The organism is Bacillus tuaregi (assembly GCF_900104575.1).
GTDB lineage: Bacteria > Bacillota > Bacilli > Bacillales > Cytobacillaceae > Bacillus_BD > Bacillus_BD tuaregi.
Map to the genome: position 1 here is coordinate 2,260,637 of NZ_LT629731.1, position 15,673 is coordinate 2,276,309.

Here is a 15,673-nt window from a genome sequence, read left to right on the forward strand (position 1 = left end):
AATAGAATCAGAGATAGGGGGATTCATTGATTTTTCTACTGTTAGTCTATTGGTTGGAAAATTTTCCCTCGAATAAATAAACTTCAGTTTAATAGATGAATTGGAAAATCCCCCCTCTAATATGTCGATATATTTCAGGGAGGTATCAAGTTTATCGCTATTTTTAAGACATTACAGAAGTGTGAAGGATAATAATGGGAACTTGAAGAATGTACAATAGATTGTGAGGTTTTATTAAGTCGCAATAAAATTTCACTAAACTTTACAATATAATTGCTTTACCTTAACAATTCCTTCATAATTTAATAGAATTGTATTTTTTTGTCGAAGATTGTAGTCAGGAGTTGGAAATGTGGAAATAGTAATTCAACGAATGTTATTTGAATTGCTCGGAGGCGTTGGGATTTTTCTGTATAGCATTACAACGATGCGTACAGGTCTGCAGAGTATAGCCGGGAACAAATTAAAGGATATTCTTGATCGTTTTACATCCAATCCACTCATAGGTTTTCTAGCGGGTATTCTTGTTACAGGTATGATCCAAAGCAGTACAGCAACAACGGTTATAACAGTAGGCCTCGTAGGTGCAGGTTTTATGAACCTGCGTCAGGCCATCGGAGTCATTCTTGGCGCTAATATTGGCACAACGGTAACGGCTTTGATTATTGGATTTAATATAGAAGAATACTCTTTGCCTATTATTGCCATTGGGGCTTTTCTTTTGTTTTTCTTTAAAAAGAAAACAATGCAGAATATCGGACAGATTATCTTTGGTTTAGGAGGAATTTTCTACGGATTGGAATTAATCAGCATTGGAGTGGAACCAATGAGTGAGCTTGAGATGTTTAAAGGTCTGTCCCTTCAACTAAGCTCAATTCCTTTATTAGGGGTACTCGTAGGCACTATTTCCACCATGTTGGTTCATAGTTCAAGTGCCGCAATTGGTATTTTACAAGGACTTTATGCAGATTCATTGATTTCACTCGAAGCAGCATTACCGATTTTATATGGAGATAATATCGGAACGACGATTTCAGCTGTCATTGTATCAATAGGAACTTCAACAGTAGCCAAACGTGCTGCTAGCATACATGTCTTCATAAATGTAATGGGAACGATCATTTTTTTAATTCTTTTGCAGCCCTTTGCAGCCCTTATTTTATGGATATCAGGCTCTATTCATCTAAGTCCAGAGATGGCGATTGCCTTTGCACATGCCCTTTATAATATCTTTAGCAGTCTGTTATTTCTTCCGTTCATTAGTGTGTTAATTCTTTTTGCTAAGAAGCTCATTCCTGGTGAAGATTCAGTCATTGAGTATCGGGCTAAAAGGCTCGATCCCCATTTAATAAAGCAATCCACCTCCATTGCGTTAGGACAGGCGAAGGAAGAAGTCATATTTATGGGAGAATTCGCCATAAAGGGGCTAAAAGAATCGCTACTATTCTTCAAAACAAAGCATGAACCGCATGCCATGCATACAAAGCAAATGGAGGATTTTCTAAACAGCTTAGATCGAAAAATAACGAATTATCTCATTGATATTGGATTATATTCTTTAACGGAACGCGAATCAGAAGAACAAAATAAGCTGATAAGTATCGTCCGTGAGCTTGAGGGAATTGGTGATCTTTTTGATGATATTATTGACCATAGCGAATATGGAATCTCGCTGAAAGTTAACTTCTCTAAGCATGGTGTAGGTGGATTAGAGGAGTTGTTTGAATTAACGATTGCTACCGTTAAAGAAGCTATGAATGCGCTTGATCAAAATAATAAGGATGCAGCGAAATTGGCCATCGAAAAGAAAGACCTTCTTAATAAAATGGAGGAAGAACTTCGAAAAGAGCATGTACTTCGAATCCAATCAGGTGAATGCAGTCCCCAAGCAGAAATTGTCTTTATTGATATCATAAATAACCTAGTACGGATTGGGGATCATGCAGTTAATATTGCTCATGTTCTATTAAAAGAGGAAAATTTTTACGAGGTTGTCAGATAAGCGAAGTGAACTTATTTGACACCATATGTTCCATTAAAACGAAAATAAGGCTGTCCCGCTTGCTTTGGGGACAGCCTCATTTTTTATTATTCTCCTAAATCCACATTGTGGTAAACCTGTTGGACATCATCTAAGTCTTCTAAAGCATCAATCAATTTTTCAAATTGTGCAATCGTATCATCTGCTAATGTAACATCGCTTTTCGCAAGCATCGTGAGCTCTGCAACCGTGAATTCACTTACACCTGCGGCCTTAAATGCTTCCTGTACGGCGTGAAATTGGTCTGGTTCAGCATATACAATCACAGACTCTTCTTCTTCAAGAATATCGCGAACATCTAAGTCGGCTTCCATTAATAGCTCTAACACTTCATCAGATGTTTTTCCTTCAATTCCGATGACAGCAGTTTGATCAAACATATAGGCAACAGAACCACTTACTCCCATATTCCCGCCGTTTTTACCAAATGCTGCACGCACTTCAGAGGCAGTACGGTTTACATTATTCGTTAATGCATCCACAATAATCATGGAGCCACTTGGACCAAAGCCTTCATAGCGAAGCTCATCGTAGTTCTCCTCTGAACCGCCCTTGGCTTTTTCAATGGCACGGTCGATAATATGTCTTGGAACATTATATGTTTTAGCGCGCTCCAGCACGAAGCGCAATGCTTGGTTTAGTTCAGGATCTGGTTCACCCTGTTTGGCCACTACATATATTTCTTTTCCAAATTTGGCATAAATACGACTAGTATTCGCATCCTTTGATGCTTTTTTTTCCTTAATATTATTCCATTTACGACCCATAAAGTCCCACTCTCTTTCAACATTATATGTAATAATTCCTTAAATAAGCGATTTCATCCATTGAACATTCTTCATTGTTAGATGTTTACTTATTTATTCACAAAATATATTATACCTAATCAAAGAATAGGATAAAAGTCAAATGTAAGAAAATAGTCTACCTATTTATTTGGTTCTCTTAATGAAAAAACAATAAAAGCACGCATAGAAAGTTCTATACGTGCTTTTTTGATGATTATAGAAGAATACTAACTTTACCTTGTGGACGTAAAGCTTCTAAGTTAAGGATTACCTTCTTAGCAAGAATTTTTAATTCGCCTTCTTCTTGAACTAATTGGTATTCATTAACTCCAACATAAGTATCAAGGAAATCACGCTTCGCACGGTAAGTAACGAAGTTAGCCTTTACCGTAACAACACCATCTTCATTGCTAACGATTCTTACGTTTGATACATTATGTGTTGTTTTTGAATGTGGAAACTCAACGTGAGCTTCTTTCTTTAGTAAACGTAGAGCTCTCTGCTCAAGGCGTGCTCGATCGTCATGTACTAAGAATAAAGCCGTTTTGAAATCTGCATTTGGGCTACCGATAGGAGGGATCACATATGTGCCTTCTTTAGCAAATAAATCAGCCCATGCTTGCATTTTCCATTCATCAAGTAATTCTGCCTCATGGTATAAAAATTCTTCGACTTCTTGACGTGTTATATTCATGCGTTAACCCCCTTAGCTTCCTCTTTACCTTCTTGCTTTGCTTCTTCAGCCAGCATTAATTCATTCCATCTACGCCAGAATGCACGCATCTGTGCTTCGTCCGTTGCTTGAGGAACTTCTCTGTTCATCCCTTTAGAGATATCATTCCAGCCTACCTCTTTCGCATTTAAGAAACCTTCTTGACAAAGTTCAAGTGCTTCGTTATCGTCTGGAGTTGCAAAGCCTGATGGTCCTAAGAATTCTAAGAAGCTGTCGTTACGAACTTGTCTGAAGTTTTCACCTTCAGCTTTAGGTGCTAAGGCATAACCAGTCACTTCAATGTATCCAGGCTCGATTGGATAGAATGTTCTGATAGTGATCGCCATGATATCGTTAATGATTAAGTTAGGGAAAATCCAGATATTACGGTTCTTTTTAGCAATACGGTGTGCTCTTTCTTGCCCGAATTTTGCTTCTAGTCTTTCAATATTCTTATCGATAACTTCTTTCGCTTCTTCTCCGTAACCTTCAATCCACTTACCTACTGGTCTTGGCCAAGCAGAGTAGTATTCCATAACAGCATGTCCGCCGCCAAGGTCTTTCCCTTCACCTACAAGACTGTCTTTTTCCATTGTTCCACCACGAGTAGCAACAATGTCAAAATAAGTTTTGTGTGTTGGAACACCGTGATATAAGTCAACACTGTTTTCGCCTAATAGCTTCCAGTTAGCACGTACACTGTATTGTTGAGGATCTGTTAGAACTTCCATTCCAAGAGTTGGATCCTCAGCCGCATATGCTTGGTCTGCCACTAAATCAAGATATTCTTTAGCATTTCCTAAGTATTCTTCTAAAGAGACAGCGTTATCATCGAAGTTAACAAACATAAATCCACGATAGTTTTCAAGACGCTTTACTGTCGCAAGGTTTTTAGAACCATCACAGTTATGATCATTTGGGAAACCTGCTTTATCAGGCATACCAACTAATTCACCTTGGTTATTAAAGCTCCAAGCATGATAGAAGCAACGGAATACTTTAGAGTTTCCGCAATTTTCACGCGTAACTAAAGCGCCGCGGTGTGGACAGCTGTTATAGAATGCACGGATTTCACCATCTTGGCTGCGTGTGAAGATTAAGTTACGTCCTCCGACTTTTCTTCTATGGAAATCACCTTTATTTGGCAGTTCAGATTCATGTCCGATATAAAGCCAGCATTTACTAAAGATGGCTTCTCTTTCTGTTTCTAAAATTTCAGGCTTAATAAACGCTTGTCGGTTAACTTTGAATGACAACTTCTCTTTGTCTTCTCTTACATATTTCCCCATCAATGTCCCTCCTAGAATTCTTTATCTCATAAAATAATATATATAAAAATAATCTATCAAGATTATTTTTATTGCATCCACATGTTTAAGAAGCTGCCTTGTAGCCGCTTACAATTTCAATAAATAATCAAATGCATTGCATTGATATATCATGATAATAAAAATCCTATTATTCAATGATATTATTTATTGTTTTTTTCATTGTATCACAATATTAATAATTATCGCAAAATAATGATTGTTATTTTAACCTCTACTAATCACACTTTTATTAATCACATGACCTAGTATGCACCTTCATGATACATTGGCTCATAAAAAAAGTTATTATTAAAATTTTCTATGCATTTTTAATAACCTAAGGAATTTAAATATTTTCTTTTTTAACTATATTCACATTATATATGTAAAAAACATCAAAATCTAATCAAAAAAATCTTCTTTTTACATATCAATTTCAATATTTTTTTTATACACCTATTTTCAAATCAGATTATTTACTCTATATTTTTAATTATGTCTACTGTCTAAGCCTTTATTGGCACAATGAACAAATCCTATTTATCATAGCGATTTGTTTACTTAATTTATATGAAGGAAAAAATCACCATTATATTTACTTTTTCAATAGTTTTAATAAATTTTCTATATCTTTATAGAAATTTTTTTGAGAAAATATTAGATAACGACAAAGATGGATTTATTTATAAGACCCTATCGATCCTGCAGTTTTGCAGTTCACGATTAAAATAGGAATGAAGTAAATGGTTTATTATTATAGGAGGTATACTCGTGGATACAAGTCAACTTGAAACATTTCTCGCCATTTATGAGTATAATAATTATTCAAAAGCGGCCGAACATCTAAATGTAACCCAACCAACTGTTACGGCTCGAATGAAGAACCTGGAAAGTGAACTCTCTTGTAAATTATTTGAGCGTTCAGGAAAGAATGTCATTTTGACGAAAGAAGGAAAAGTGTTTCTTAAATATGCAACCACTATTCTTTCTTATGTAAGATATTCAAAAGAAGAAACGCTATCTTCTAAGCTACCAAGTTTAAAGGTTGGCTTTCCCCCTGGTTTTTCTTATTCCTTTATAACGGAGTTGATACAATCCATTATCTCTATTGATGATTTGAACATTACGGTGATTGAGGGCGAGGATTCCAGTAGGTTAAATGAACAGATCATAGCGGGAGAATTAGATTTAGTTCTGACTAGAAATGATGTTGCGTATAATCCCAATCTCATTTCCGAATATCTGTTTGAGGATACACTCGTACTAATTTGCGGCAAAAACCATCGACTCGCTGATTCAGATAAAATTGAAATGGATGATTTACATGATGAAACCATTATTTGGTATCGAAGGAATTCTCCATTAATATCAAACGTTGATCAACGCTTAATAGGCGTTCCAAATATTAAGCATATTGAGGTTGAAAACAATGAAATGTTAAAAAAAGTAGTTGCCAGTGGAATTGGTGTAGGGATTACTCCTTTAATTGGAATTGATCAAAGTGAACGTGATCAGCTGATTGTAAAAGAAATAAAGGAGCTTCGGTATATTCCCAATAAAATCTATATTCAATATCGAAAGAACCTCATTATTGAAAATTATTTAGAGAATATTATTAGCTCCATTATTAACCATAAGAATAATAAAAATGAATGAAAATAGGTGTCCGCACTTACCTGCTCGTTCTGGTAAGCAGCAGACACCTTCTTTTTTTATCACGGTCAGCTATTTAAGGACGAAATGGAATAGAAAACATTACAGCTTTGAGAACTCCTCTACCAAATCTTCAAAGCGTGTTAATGCATTTTCAATTGGTTCAGGTGAAGTTAAATCAACACCTGTTTTCTTTAATAATTCAAGAGGATAATCTGAGCTGCCACTTTTTAGAAATTCTAAATAGGATTGGATTGTTTCCTCATCACCTTCAAAGATTCTCGTAGCTAAATGAATGGCAGAGGCATATCCTGTCGCATATTTATAAACGTAAAATGGTCGATAAAAATGAGGAATTCTTGACCAACCGTATTTCACTTGTTCATCAAAAACCATTTCATTTCCATTGTATTCCCTAAATAATGTCTCATAAGTTTGATTAAACACCTCGACATTTAGCGGCTTTCTCGCCTCTGCCATTTCATGTGTCTTCTTCTCGAATTCTGCAAACATTACTTGAGTAAAGAAGGTACCTTTATATTGATCAATGAAATGATTGATCAGGTGCTTACGGACGTTCGGATCCTTTTCATTTTTTAATAAGTAGTTAATCAACAGCACTTCATTGACAGTCGAAGCAACCTCTGCAACAAATATACTATATCTAGCTGTAATTTGTGGTTGGTATTTCGAGCTGAGCATACTATGTACGCCATGTCCGCATTCATGAACCAATGTAAATAAACTATCTAAATCATCCTGATGATTTAAGAGGATAAATGGATGTACACCGTATACACCAAGGTTATAGGCTCCAGACCTTTTTCCCGGTGTTTCTCGAACATCAAGATACCGTGATTCTTTGAATTCCTTTAGAATCTGTATATAATCTTCCCCAAGCGGAGATAGGGCCTTTAGCATCGTATCGTACGCTTCCTCATAGGAGATAACCGGTTTTACTCCGCTGATTAATGGTACACTCATATCATATTGATGAAGTTCATCTAGATTCAGTTTTTGTTTCCGAATTTGTGTATATCGATGAAGCGGCTTGATATTTTTTTTAGTCGTCGCAATAAGATTTTCGTAGACTTCTTTAGGCACTTTGTCTCCAAATAACCCTTTTTCTAATGCAGATGGATAATGACGAAGCTTTGCCATCGTCACATTATTTTTAATCGCGCCTGACAGTGTGGCAGCTATGGAATTTTTTAATTGCAGGTAAGGCTTATAATAAGCGAAATAGGCTTCTTTTCTTTTTTCGCGATCCTCATCTTCTATTAATTTGGCATACATCCCCCTTGTCAGCTCAACAGACTCACCGTTATCACCTGTTACTTCACCAAATTTAATATCGGCATTATTGATCATCCCAAAGGTATGGCTTGGAACAGATAATGCTTCACCCAATTGGGAAAGGAGTTCCTCCTGCTCCTTGCTTAACACATGTGGTTTATAACGAAAAGACTCCATTAAATCTTCTGTAAAATAATCTAAGCCTTTTTCTTCATTAATATATGCTTGCAAGGTTTCTTCTTTCAGGCTTAATAAAAAGGGCATAAAGAACGAGGTAGATGAGCTTACTTTTACACTTAACTGTTTTGCCTTGTCCAATAATGATTGAGAGGAGGTTTCCCGTGTGTCTTCATCGACCTTTAACATCGCATAAGCATAGAGTTTGTTAAATAGATAGGAAAGGTCCTCGCTTTGTTTGAGGTATTGGTAGAGTGAATGACCATCGTGAATCTGGCCGTCAAACGTTTTTAATCTTTCTGCCATCTCTTCAATTTGTCGAAAATCCTTTTCCCAAAGATTTAGATCTGCATAGAGGTCCTCTATATTCCATTTTTCCTGCAAAGGTACTTCCTGTCTTGTCTTATAGGTAATCAAGTATATTCCCCCCACGTTTTAAAGTGTAATGAAATTCTTACTAAACATTATACCTAATATATTCTCAATTCCGTCCTTTAAACCCTTTTAAAGGGAAAATAAAGATAGCAGCTGCCCCCTTTCATTTCTTTATCAGGTATTATTTAGTGTACAATAGTCTAGAAAGGATGTGGATGAAATGGCTGCGACTTTGCCGCATATTGAGGATTCAAATAACACTACCTATTTTCCTCCAAAAGGAGATTTTGTGACTTTCGACAATGATGAACATTACATAGAAAAGCTTAAGGAATGGGGATTGTCAACGACCAAGGAATCGTTTTGGTATAAGGATAGAACTTTTCAAAGACTTGTGACCATTAAAGGCTATGAGGCTTATGGAGTAACAGATGAGTTTAATACGATTGTTCTTGAGTTTCAAGATGGAAACCTAACCTGTATTCACCCTGCCTATTTAAAGGAAATGCAATCACCAAGCTTTGAAAAAGCAAACGTAACCTTAATTGAAAAAGATAAGGATCAAGCTGCATCGAAAAAGACTACGCCTCCTTCAAAACAGTCACTTGAAAATGCTGAGCAGAAAAAAACGGTTGCAAAGAAAGCAGAGAAAAAAACAGAAAAGAAAACAAAAATAGGAAAGCTCGAGTTGCCGGTTGATAAGGTTCATTTTACAGCAAAGGTAAAGCAATTTGCTTTAAGCTGGAATAATTTTAATGAAGAGAATGATGAAGTCGTTGTCTTAGAAAACGTTGTGATTCAACAGGAAAGTCCACTTGAGGTAGGCCTCGCATGGTGCTCACATTCTAAAACATTAAAGAAGTTTGAGCTTGCTCCTGGAGATGTGCTTGAATTTGACGGTAAAATTGTGAAAAAGAAATTACCAAAAGGAAAGGATGCTGAGGAAGAATTTATTATCGAGGAAGCCGTTCCGTATAAAATAAACAATCCATCGAAGATTAAAAAGGAATAAGAAATCAAATTCGCCCGTCGATACAAAAAGTATTTTCTGAATGAAGTTAAAATGAATGAAAAACACATGCAGTCAAAAGTATGTGTTTTTCATATTTAATGGTTTCTTAGCTATTATTTTATAAGCGATAGATATATACTGATAACCAATACGAGAGGGGGAATGTGTTTGAAGGTTTTTTTTAGGCTCCTTGCTACCATCTTATTACTTGGTAGCCTTTGGATTCTATTTGTTAAGGATCAAGATGGACTGGACGGACAATCAACATATGAAACTATCATAATCAAGCTCGAAGTACTTAAGGAACATCCAAGCGTAACAACAATGTTTGATACAATCGAAACCGGGTTCGATAATCTATTGAATAGGATAGACCAGGCAATTAACTCCAAAAATAAAGAATCAGAGCATGAGAAAATTAACATAGCCAAGCCTGATTTAGAAGCCCCTATTACGCATGCTTTCTCCATTCATAACATTGAATTAGGCGATACAAGAGCAGAAGTGGAAGAATTGGCTGGTGCAGCCAAGCGTTCCTCCTATAATGAGTATGGGACCATGTGGTTTGCTTATCATGAAAACTACCATAACTTTTTTATGGCTGCATATGATGAAAAAGGGAAAGTTATTGGCCTTTATACAAACCAAGATTTGCTTTCCACCAAACAAGGCATTAGTATCGGTTCAGAAAAGGACTTCGTTCTTGAGCAGCTAGGGGAACCACGTTCAACCATTCAAAAGGGGTTTATTTCCTATCAGCTTAATCATAACGATGAGTATCACTTGTTTGAAGCAGACAACAGCTATGTGACCTTTTTTTACGATAAGCATAAGAATCATACAGTTACTGCTATCCAAATCATAAGTGATGAATTGGAGCAGCAGAAAGATTCCTACTATTCGCTTGAAAGCCCAGAGCTGAAAGAGGGCTTTGAATATCAGTTATTTGATTTAACCAATGCTTCGAGAGTGGTGCATGCCCTCCCTGTCTTATCCTGGGATGAAGCGGTTAAAGAAACAGCCCGTAACCATAGTTTAGACATGGCAGAAAATCAATATTTTAATCATACTAATTTAGAGGGCCAGTCTCCTTTCGACCGTATGGAGGAGGACAATATTTCCTTTCATACAGCAGGTGAAAATCTTGCCTCCGGGCAGGTAAGCAGTATTTTTGCTCATGAAGGTCTAATGAATTCTCTAGGGCACAGAGAAAATATTCTACAGCCTGATTTTGAAGCGCTAGGGGTTGGGGTTGCCTTTGACTCTGACTCAAAACCCTACTATACAGAGAACTTTTTAGCAAAGTAAAAAAAAGAAAAACCATTCGTCAGTGTGAATTGGTTTTTCTTTTTTATTTTATAGATAGGTTACATCCCTTTTGAATGGTTCGAGAGTGTCCTCTTCTCCCCTTTTTTCCTTTTTCGTTTATATAGAATCATTAGGATAATCGCTATCAGGATGAACGCTTCAATCAGAAATTCATTTATTTGTGAATTCATCAGACCTGCCGGAATTAGGGTGAGAATAAAAAAATAAATAAAATTACCAAATATCGTTGCTGTAATAAAGGAATTGAAACGGATGGAGCTGATTCCGCCAAGAATGTTGATTAGGCTTGTGGGAATAAAAGGCATAATCCTAGCTTGAAAAACAAATAAAAACCCCTTTTTTTCAATTTTATCAATAAACTCTTTATTAATTCTTGGGAGAACCCAGTCCTGAAACAAATATCTGCTGCCAAAAAACATAAGGGCAGCACCAGCAATGCTGGATAACCAGCTCCAAAGAAAACCGTTCATAAATCCAAACACTGTATAATTTATCGTGATGATGAGAATTAATGGAATAATGGTAAAGGTATTCTGAATAATCATCACCAAAAGCGTTATTAGCAGAGTTATCCATAAATTTTCCTGAATAATCCCTCCTATATCCCCACTTCTAAACGCTTGAAACCATTCAGCATGAAAGATGAAATAAATCATGATTGAAACCAGTAAAAGGAATGAAAGTGATTTAATCCAATTTTTAATGTGTACCACCTTTTTCATAAGGAGTCTTAACGTGTTAATTCTATTATAAACTTAAATAACAATGAAGTGTTCTGTGTTGATTAAATTCGCCCGTCGAATTTGCGTCCGGATTACCTGAGCTCGCTCGGGTAAACTACCTTTAAAAAATCGCATGACTCGCCGGAGGCTTAACTTCATTCAGCATTCATCCCCCACTTGTAGAAGTGGAGGATGAATGCTGAATGAAGTTAAAATAAACCAGAAAGACAATTAGAATTTGGGGCATCCTATAAAACGACAAAAAACGACAACAATATTCGATAAATTTATGTTATAATTAAATAATGTTATGTGAAATGACATTTATGAAGCGTCAGAAAGGATGTTCTCGTTGAGTTATGATATTGAAACCATTTATTATTTAGCCAATCCGGAAACCGATCAATTTGCCTTTGCCACTGGGAGTCAATTACGATATGAAGACATAATTAAAGAGATCTTTGGTGTTGCCAGTATTCATGATTTACCGATGATGATCCAGTACAATAAAAGCTTTCAAACATCTATTTGTAAATATTTCGGTGTCCTAGAAAACGAAATTAACCTTGAAATGATTGTACGTGTTGCAACTAAAATGGATTTGCTTCAACTAAAAAAACAGTCTGAAGAACAAAGGCAACAAATGGATGAAGATGGAGAGCATAACATTTCTTGTCCGTTTGATTCGGTGATACGCTTGCAAGAGGGTATATTCCAATGGGATGATGAACACTCTTCCTATAACCTTGTAAAAACCACTTAAATCTCCAAAATTTATACATCGCCCTTCCTTTCTACAACTTTTCGAGATAGAAAATACCCACCATCCTATAAAAAGTGGTGGGTTTTGTTGTATATTTATTGCTTTAATTGGGTCATCTCTTCAATGATTCGTATCATCTTATAGAGCTGTTCGTTAATGGGAGTTGCTACTCCGTATTTTTTTCCTAATTCACATACCTTTCCCGCAAAGTAGTCTACCTCGGTTTTTCTCCCGGCTTCAACATCCTGCAGCATAGAGGTTTTTCCGTCAGGAGAAAGCTTATTTAGAATTGGCCAGAACTTCTTAACATCCGTCTCGGTTAAGCCTGTTCCAGCTTTTTCGGATAAAGTGACCACTTCACGCATGGCTGCTTCAACCCACTCATACGCTATTGGCAATGATTGGAAAATGCCATACGAGGCCTTTAATACCGCTGAAGTTTGATTAATACCCACATTAATCATGAACTTCCACCACATTGTATGCGAGATATTGCGGGAAATTTCATAATCAATCCCGACTTCTTCAAATAATTCTTTAACAGCGAGCACATCTTCAGACATCGTGTTGTCCATTTCCCCATATTCGATTCGTCCTCGTGTTGTAAAACGAACTTCATTGTTAGTTCGAAGAGCATCAATTTCAACACTCATACTATAGAGGATATGTTCATTTTTATAGGCAGCGTAAATCTCCTCTTCACTAGAAATGCCATTTAGCAGGGATAAAATGATTGTATCTGGTCCGATATGGTGTTTTACATCGTTGATTGCCTGCTTCAATTCTGCATTTTTGACAGCAAAGATTACAAGGTCTGCTGGTTCTGTTTTGACTTCCGGTGTGATGAAATGAAAGTGGTATGGTTGATTATTAATCAGAATTCCCTTTTCTTGATAACGTTTGATTCTTTCTTCGTTCGCCACTACTTGAAATTCTTTACGAGAATCATGCAGTAAGCTTCCATAGGCCATTCCAATGGCGCCTAATCCAACTAATGTTACTTTATTGATTGTCTTCACCTATGTTCCCCTCGCTCTAATTATTTTTATATTACTAGAATATCAAATTATCAGTGTGTTCAAAATAAAAAAAGTAGAAACTAATCCATTCAAAAAGGAACCAGCTGGGTTCCTTTTATTTTTCATTATGATATTGAAATAAAGCAAAGTTTAGTTCATCTTTTGCGCAATCATTGTAAGACCATCGGCCGAAATGGCAACCTCCTCAAATGCTTTCCCTAATTCGCCAACAGAGTGAGCAAAGGAGACGATTTCCTGACTAATTTGATTATGTTTGATTTTTGTTTCATCGAGTGTTACGAGTATTTGTTCGAAATGATCCTCTGTTTCAGACATGCTGTTATTTCCTTCTTTGACGGCTGCTCTAATCTTTTCCAACGATTGTGTTAATTTTTCTACTTCCACATTGGTATTAGTAATTAAGTTAGACACATTGGTTACAGAATTTTTGGTTTCCTCCGATAGTTTGCGAACCTCATCCGCAACGACTGCAAAGCCTCGTCCGTGTTCGCCTGCTCTAGCTGCTTCAATGGCAGCATTGATGGATAATAAATTTGTTTGGTCGGCCACCCCTGTCACAATATTGATGATTTCCTGCATTTGATTCGAAATACTAAGCAAGGTTTGCACATCTCTGGATATATCGTCCACTGAATTTGTAATATTTGACATATTGAGGCTTTGTTTACCAATCTGTTTTTTTCCGGTATAGGCCCGGTCTTCTGCTAGTTGAGATAATTCTGTACCTGTATTGGATAAACTGACAATTTCTTCAGTCTGCATGTTTAATTGCTGCAAAGTGGCATTGGTTTCCTCCGCAATGGCTGCCAGGTTTTGTGAAGACGAAATGACATTATCCTTAATTTCCTCCTTTTGGTCTTCAATTGTTTGCCGCAGCCTTTCTGTTTCAGCGTCATAAGCCTCCAAAACAATCTGCTGTTCTAAATTCAGGATTTTTGATACGGCCTTCATAGCCAAAAAGGAATCAGCCCGTTCTGGGATACGTTCCTCAATGATAGACGTCAAGGATAGTAATAGATCCTGAAATGCACACATATACCATTTGGTTTGCAATCCGATTCTTACATGAACATGTGCAATTCGTATCCGTTTTTCAAAATAGGTTTGGTCTATCACACCATCAAACATCTCTGAAATATGTCTTTTTAGCGTGAATTTTAGTCTGTCAATGGTACTGTTATGATTAATGATTGTGAATAACGAAGGCTGGTTTTCAAGATTACGATAAAATTGATCCACAATCTGCTCAATATTCTCCAAAACAAAAGGCTGTAGCGTATTGATAATCCGCAGGTCTTCCTTTGTTAAACCAATCATTTTGATTTGTTTTGCAATCTCGTTACTAAGGCTCATTTCGAGCTCCGCTCTTCCTTTTGAAAAGTCCATTCTTTCTATTAACCTACTTTTTTTAAAAAACAAAATAGTCTCCTCCTATAATAGTCCCGTTTTTTCATTAGGTTAATAATACCATAAAATGATAATTATTAGTCTATTTTAAAATATTAAAATAGTAAATTTGTTATTTTTATATAAAAAAGAGCTTGAATTTCAAGCTCTTCCACATCATTATTTATTCTCCTTGCTTCTGTGAATCGGGAGTGAGCAACAACGAAACGACCCGCCTGCTTGAACAACTTCCAAGAAATCCACTTCAATTACTTCGAAGCCATGCTGTCTCAGCTGCTGATTGACTTTTTGATTTTGTGGCAAACTGATGATTCGATTATTTCCAATTGATAATACATTTGTTCCCAATGTTGCTTGCTCTCCTTCCGGAACTTCAATGAATTCAAAGCGTGATTGCAGAGTAGCTATGTCTTTCGAATGTAGTGCCTTTGGGTAAATTAAGGCATGGTCTGACGATACAATGTTAAACACGCAATCTAAATGTAAGAATTTATCATGGAAATCAATCGTGTATAAATGGAATTGCTTATGTAGTAGTTCTTTTAGGTGGTTTATTGCTTGTTGATTTGTACGCTTACTTAAGCCTACATAGATGGTATCCTCATCTATTAGAAGGTCTCCCCCTTCAATTCTATCGCCAATAATGTTGTAATAGGAAATCCCATCTTCCTCAAGCCATAGCTTTAAGTATTTCTCTTCACCTTCACGGACAGCATTTGCCATGTCCGCAACAAAAATGGTCTTTCCTAGTGTGAAACCAATATCACGAGTAAATACTTGCTCCGGATATCTCTTATGATACGGTACAGAAATTACCTCTATACCGTAACGTTGTAATGTAGAAAGGAATTCCTGATGCTGCTTTAGTGCCTTTTCAATTTGAATTTCGTCATTCTGAGCTTGAGTTTGTTTTTTATTGATTTCTTCACGGACTTTCAAAAATTGTGGTTGACATACAATCACCCGTTTTAAAGGATCATATTCATTGTAACAGCCCATTTGATGACTTTCGTTTGGAATGCTTACCATTTTTTCCCCTCCTGTTACT

Annotated in this window: 13 protein-coding genes and 1 pseudogene; 5 read left to right on the forward strand and 9 right to left on the reverse strand. The window is 36.3% G+C overall.

The window, feature by feature from the left end; genetic code table 11:
- The first annotated feature begins 352 nt into the window (after positions 1-352).
- Positions 353-2,002, forward strand: coding sequence for a Na/Pi cotransporter family protein (locus BQ5321_RS13145; protein ID WP_187143742.1), 1,650 nt, complete (start codon positions 353-355; stop codon positions 2,000-2,002).
- Between the two features lie 86 nt (positions 2,003-2,088).
- Here the strand turns inward: BQ5321_RS13145 and BQ5321_RS13150 are convergent, their stop codons facing one another.
- From BQ5321_RS13150 to BQ5321_RS13160, 3 genes are all read right to left on the reverse strand, one after another.
- Positions 2,089-2,808: a YebC/PmpR family DNA-binding transcriptional regulator gene (locus tag BQ5321_RS13150; RefSeq protein WP_071394916.1), complete on the reverse strand. Its 720-nt coding sequence runs from the start codon at positions 2,806-2,808 to the stop codon at positions 2,089-2,091.
- A 235-nt stretch (positions 2,809-3,043) separates the two neighbouring features.
- Positions 3,044-3,523 (reverse strand): aromatic-ring-hydroxylating dioxygenase subunit beta, encoded by a 480-nt coding sequence (locus tag BQ5321_RS13155; RefSeq protein WP_071394917.1) that lies wholly within the window; start codon positions 3,521-3,523, stop codon positions 3,044-3,046.
- On the reverse strand, positions 3,520-4,830 hold the full coding sequence (locus BQ5321_RS13160) for an aromatic ring-hydroxylating oxygenase subunit alpha (protein ID WP_071394918.1): 1,311 nt from the start codon (positions 4,828-4,830) through the stop codon (positions 3,520-3,522). Before BQ5321_RS13160 ends, BQ5321_RS13155 begins: the two co-directional genes overlap by 4 nt.
- 792 nt (positions 4,831-5,622) lie before the next feature.
- Here BQ5321_RS13160 and BQ5321_RS13165 point away from each other — a divergent pair.
- Positions 5,623-6,507, forward strand: a complete 885-nt coding sequence (locus BQ5321_RS13165; RefSeq protein ID WP_071394919.1) for a LysR family transcriptional regulator — start codon at positions 5,623-5,625, stop codon at positions 6,505-6,507.
- 99 nt (positions 6,508-6,606) lie between these two features.
- Here BQ5321_RS13165 and pepF read toward each other — a convergent pair whose 3' ends face one another.
- Complete coding sequence (gene pepF, locus BQ5321_RS13170; RefSeq protein ID WP_071394920.1) at positions 6,607-8,394, reverse strand: oligoendopeptidase F; 1,788 nt, start codon at positions 8,392-8,394, stop codon at positions 6,607-6,609.
- A gap of 178 nt (positions 8,395-8,572) precedes the next feature.
- Here pepF and BQ5321_RS13175 point away from each other — a divergent pair, with 178 nt between their 5' ends.
- Positions 8,573-9,364, forward strand: a complete 792-nt coding sequence (locus tag BQ5321_RS13175) for a hypothetical protein (protein WP_071394921.1) — start codon at positions 8,573-8,575, stop codon at positions 9,362-9,364.
- A gap of 162 nt (positions 9,365-9,526) precedes the next feature.
- On the forward strand, positions 9,527-10,672 hold the full coding sequence (locus BQ5321_RS13180; RefSeq protein ID WP_071394922.1) for a CAP domain-containing protein: 1,146 nt from the start codon (positions 9,527-9,529) through the stop codon (positions 10,670-10,672).
- Positions 10,673-10,731: 59 nt separating this feature from the next.
- Here the strand turns inward: BQ5321_RS13180 and BQ5321_RS13185 are convergent, their stop codons facing one another.
- Positions 10,732-11,415 (reverse strand): TVP38/TMEM64 family protein, encoded by a 684-nt coding sequence (locus tag BQ5321_RS13185; protein WP_071394923.1) that lies wholly within the window; start codon positions 11,413-11,415, stop codon positions 10,732-10,734.
- 343 nt (positions 11,416-11,758) lie between these two features.
- Here BQ5321_RS13185 and BQ5321_RS13190 point away from each other — a divergent pair, with 343 nt between their 5' ends.
- Positions 11,759-12,178, forward strand: a complete 420-nt coding sequence (locus BQ5321_RS13190) for a hypothetical protein (RefSeq protein WP_071394924.1) — start codon at positions 11,759-11,761, stop codon at positions 12,176-12,178.
- A 95-nt stretch (positions 12,179-12,273) separates the two neighbouring features.
- Here BQ5321_RS13190 and BQ5321_RS13195 read toward each other — a convergent pair whose 3' ends face one another.
- From BQ5321_RS13195 to BQ5321_RS13205, 4 genes and pseudogenes are all read right to left on the reverse strand, one after another.
- Positions 12,274-13,197, reverse strand: coding sequence for a ketopantoate reductase family protein (locus BQ5321_RS13195; protein ID WP_071394925.1), 924 nt, complete (start codon positions 13,195-13,197; stop codon positions 12,274-12,276).
- 150 nt (positions 13,198-13,347) lie between these two features.
- Positions 13,348-13,980 (reverse strand): methyl-accepting chemotaxis protein, encoded by a 633-nt coding sequence (locus BQ5321_RS25105; protein WP_390622188.1) that lies wholly within the window; start codon positions 13,978-13,980, stop codon positions 13,348-13,350.
- Between the two features lie 129 nt (positions 13,981-14,109).
- Positions 14,110-14,604 (reverse strand): annotated as a pseudogene (locus BQ5321_RS25110) (protoglobin domain-containing protein); the annotation flags it as partial.
- A 180-nt stretch (positions 14,605-14,784) separates the two neighbouring features.
- A complete protein-coding gene (locus tag BQ5321_RS13205) occupies positions 14,785-15,654 on the reverse strand; it encodes a dimethylarginine dimethylaminohydrolase family protein (RefSeq protein ID WP_071394927.1) in 870 nt (289 codons plus the stop codon).
- Positions 15,655-15,673: the final 19 nt, after the last annotated feature.

Coding starts and splice junctions, on each gene's coding strand:
- BQ5321_RS13150 (WP_071394916.1), bottom strand. CDS start 2,808: ATGGGTCGTAAATGGAATAATATTAAGGAAAAAAAAGCATCAAAGGAT.
- BQ5321_RS13155 (WP_071394917.1), bottom strand. CDS start 3,523: ATGAATATAACACGTCAAGAAGTCGAAGAATTTTTATACCATGAGGCA.
- BQ5321_RS13160 (WP_071394918.1), bottom strand. CDS start 4,830: ATGGGGAAATATGTAAGAGAAGACAAAGAGAAGTTGTCATTCAAAGTT.
- BQ5321_RS13175 (WP_071394921.1), top strand. CDS start 8,573: ATGGCTGCGACTTTGCCGCATATTGAGGATTCAAATAACACTACCTAT.
- BQ5321_RS13180 (WP_071394922.1), top strand. CDS start 9,527: ATGTGTTTGAAGGTTTTTTTTAGGCTCCTTGCTACCATCTTATTACTT.
- BQ5321_RS13185 (WP_071394923.1), bottom strand. CDS start 11,415: ATGAAAAAGGTGGTACACATTAAAAATTGGATTAAATCACTTTCATTC.
- BQ5321_RS13190 (WP_071394924.1), top strand. CDS start 11,759: ATGTTCTCGTTGAGTTATGATATTGAAACCATTTATTATTTAGCCAAT.
- BQ5321_RS25105 (WP_390622188.1), bottom strand. CDS start 13,980: ATGCAGACTGAAGAAATTGTCAGTTTATCCAATACAGGTACAGAATTA.
- BQ5321_RS13205 (WP_071394927.1), bottom strand. CDS start 15,654: ATGGTAAGCATTCCAAACGAAAGTCATCAAATGGGCTGTTACAATGAA.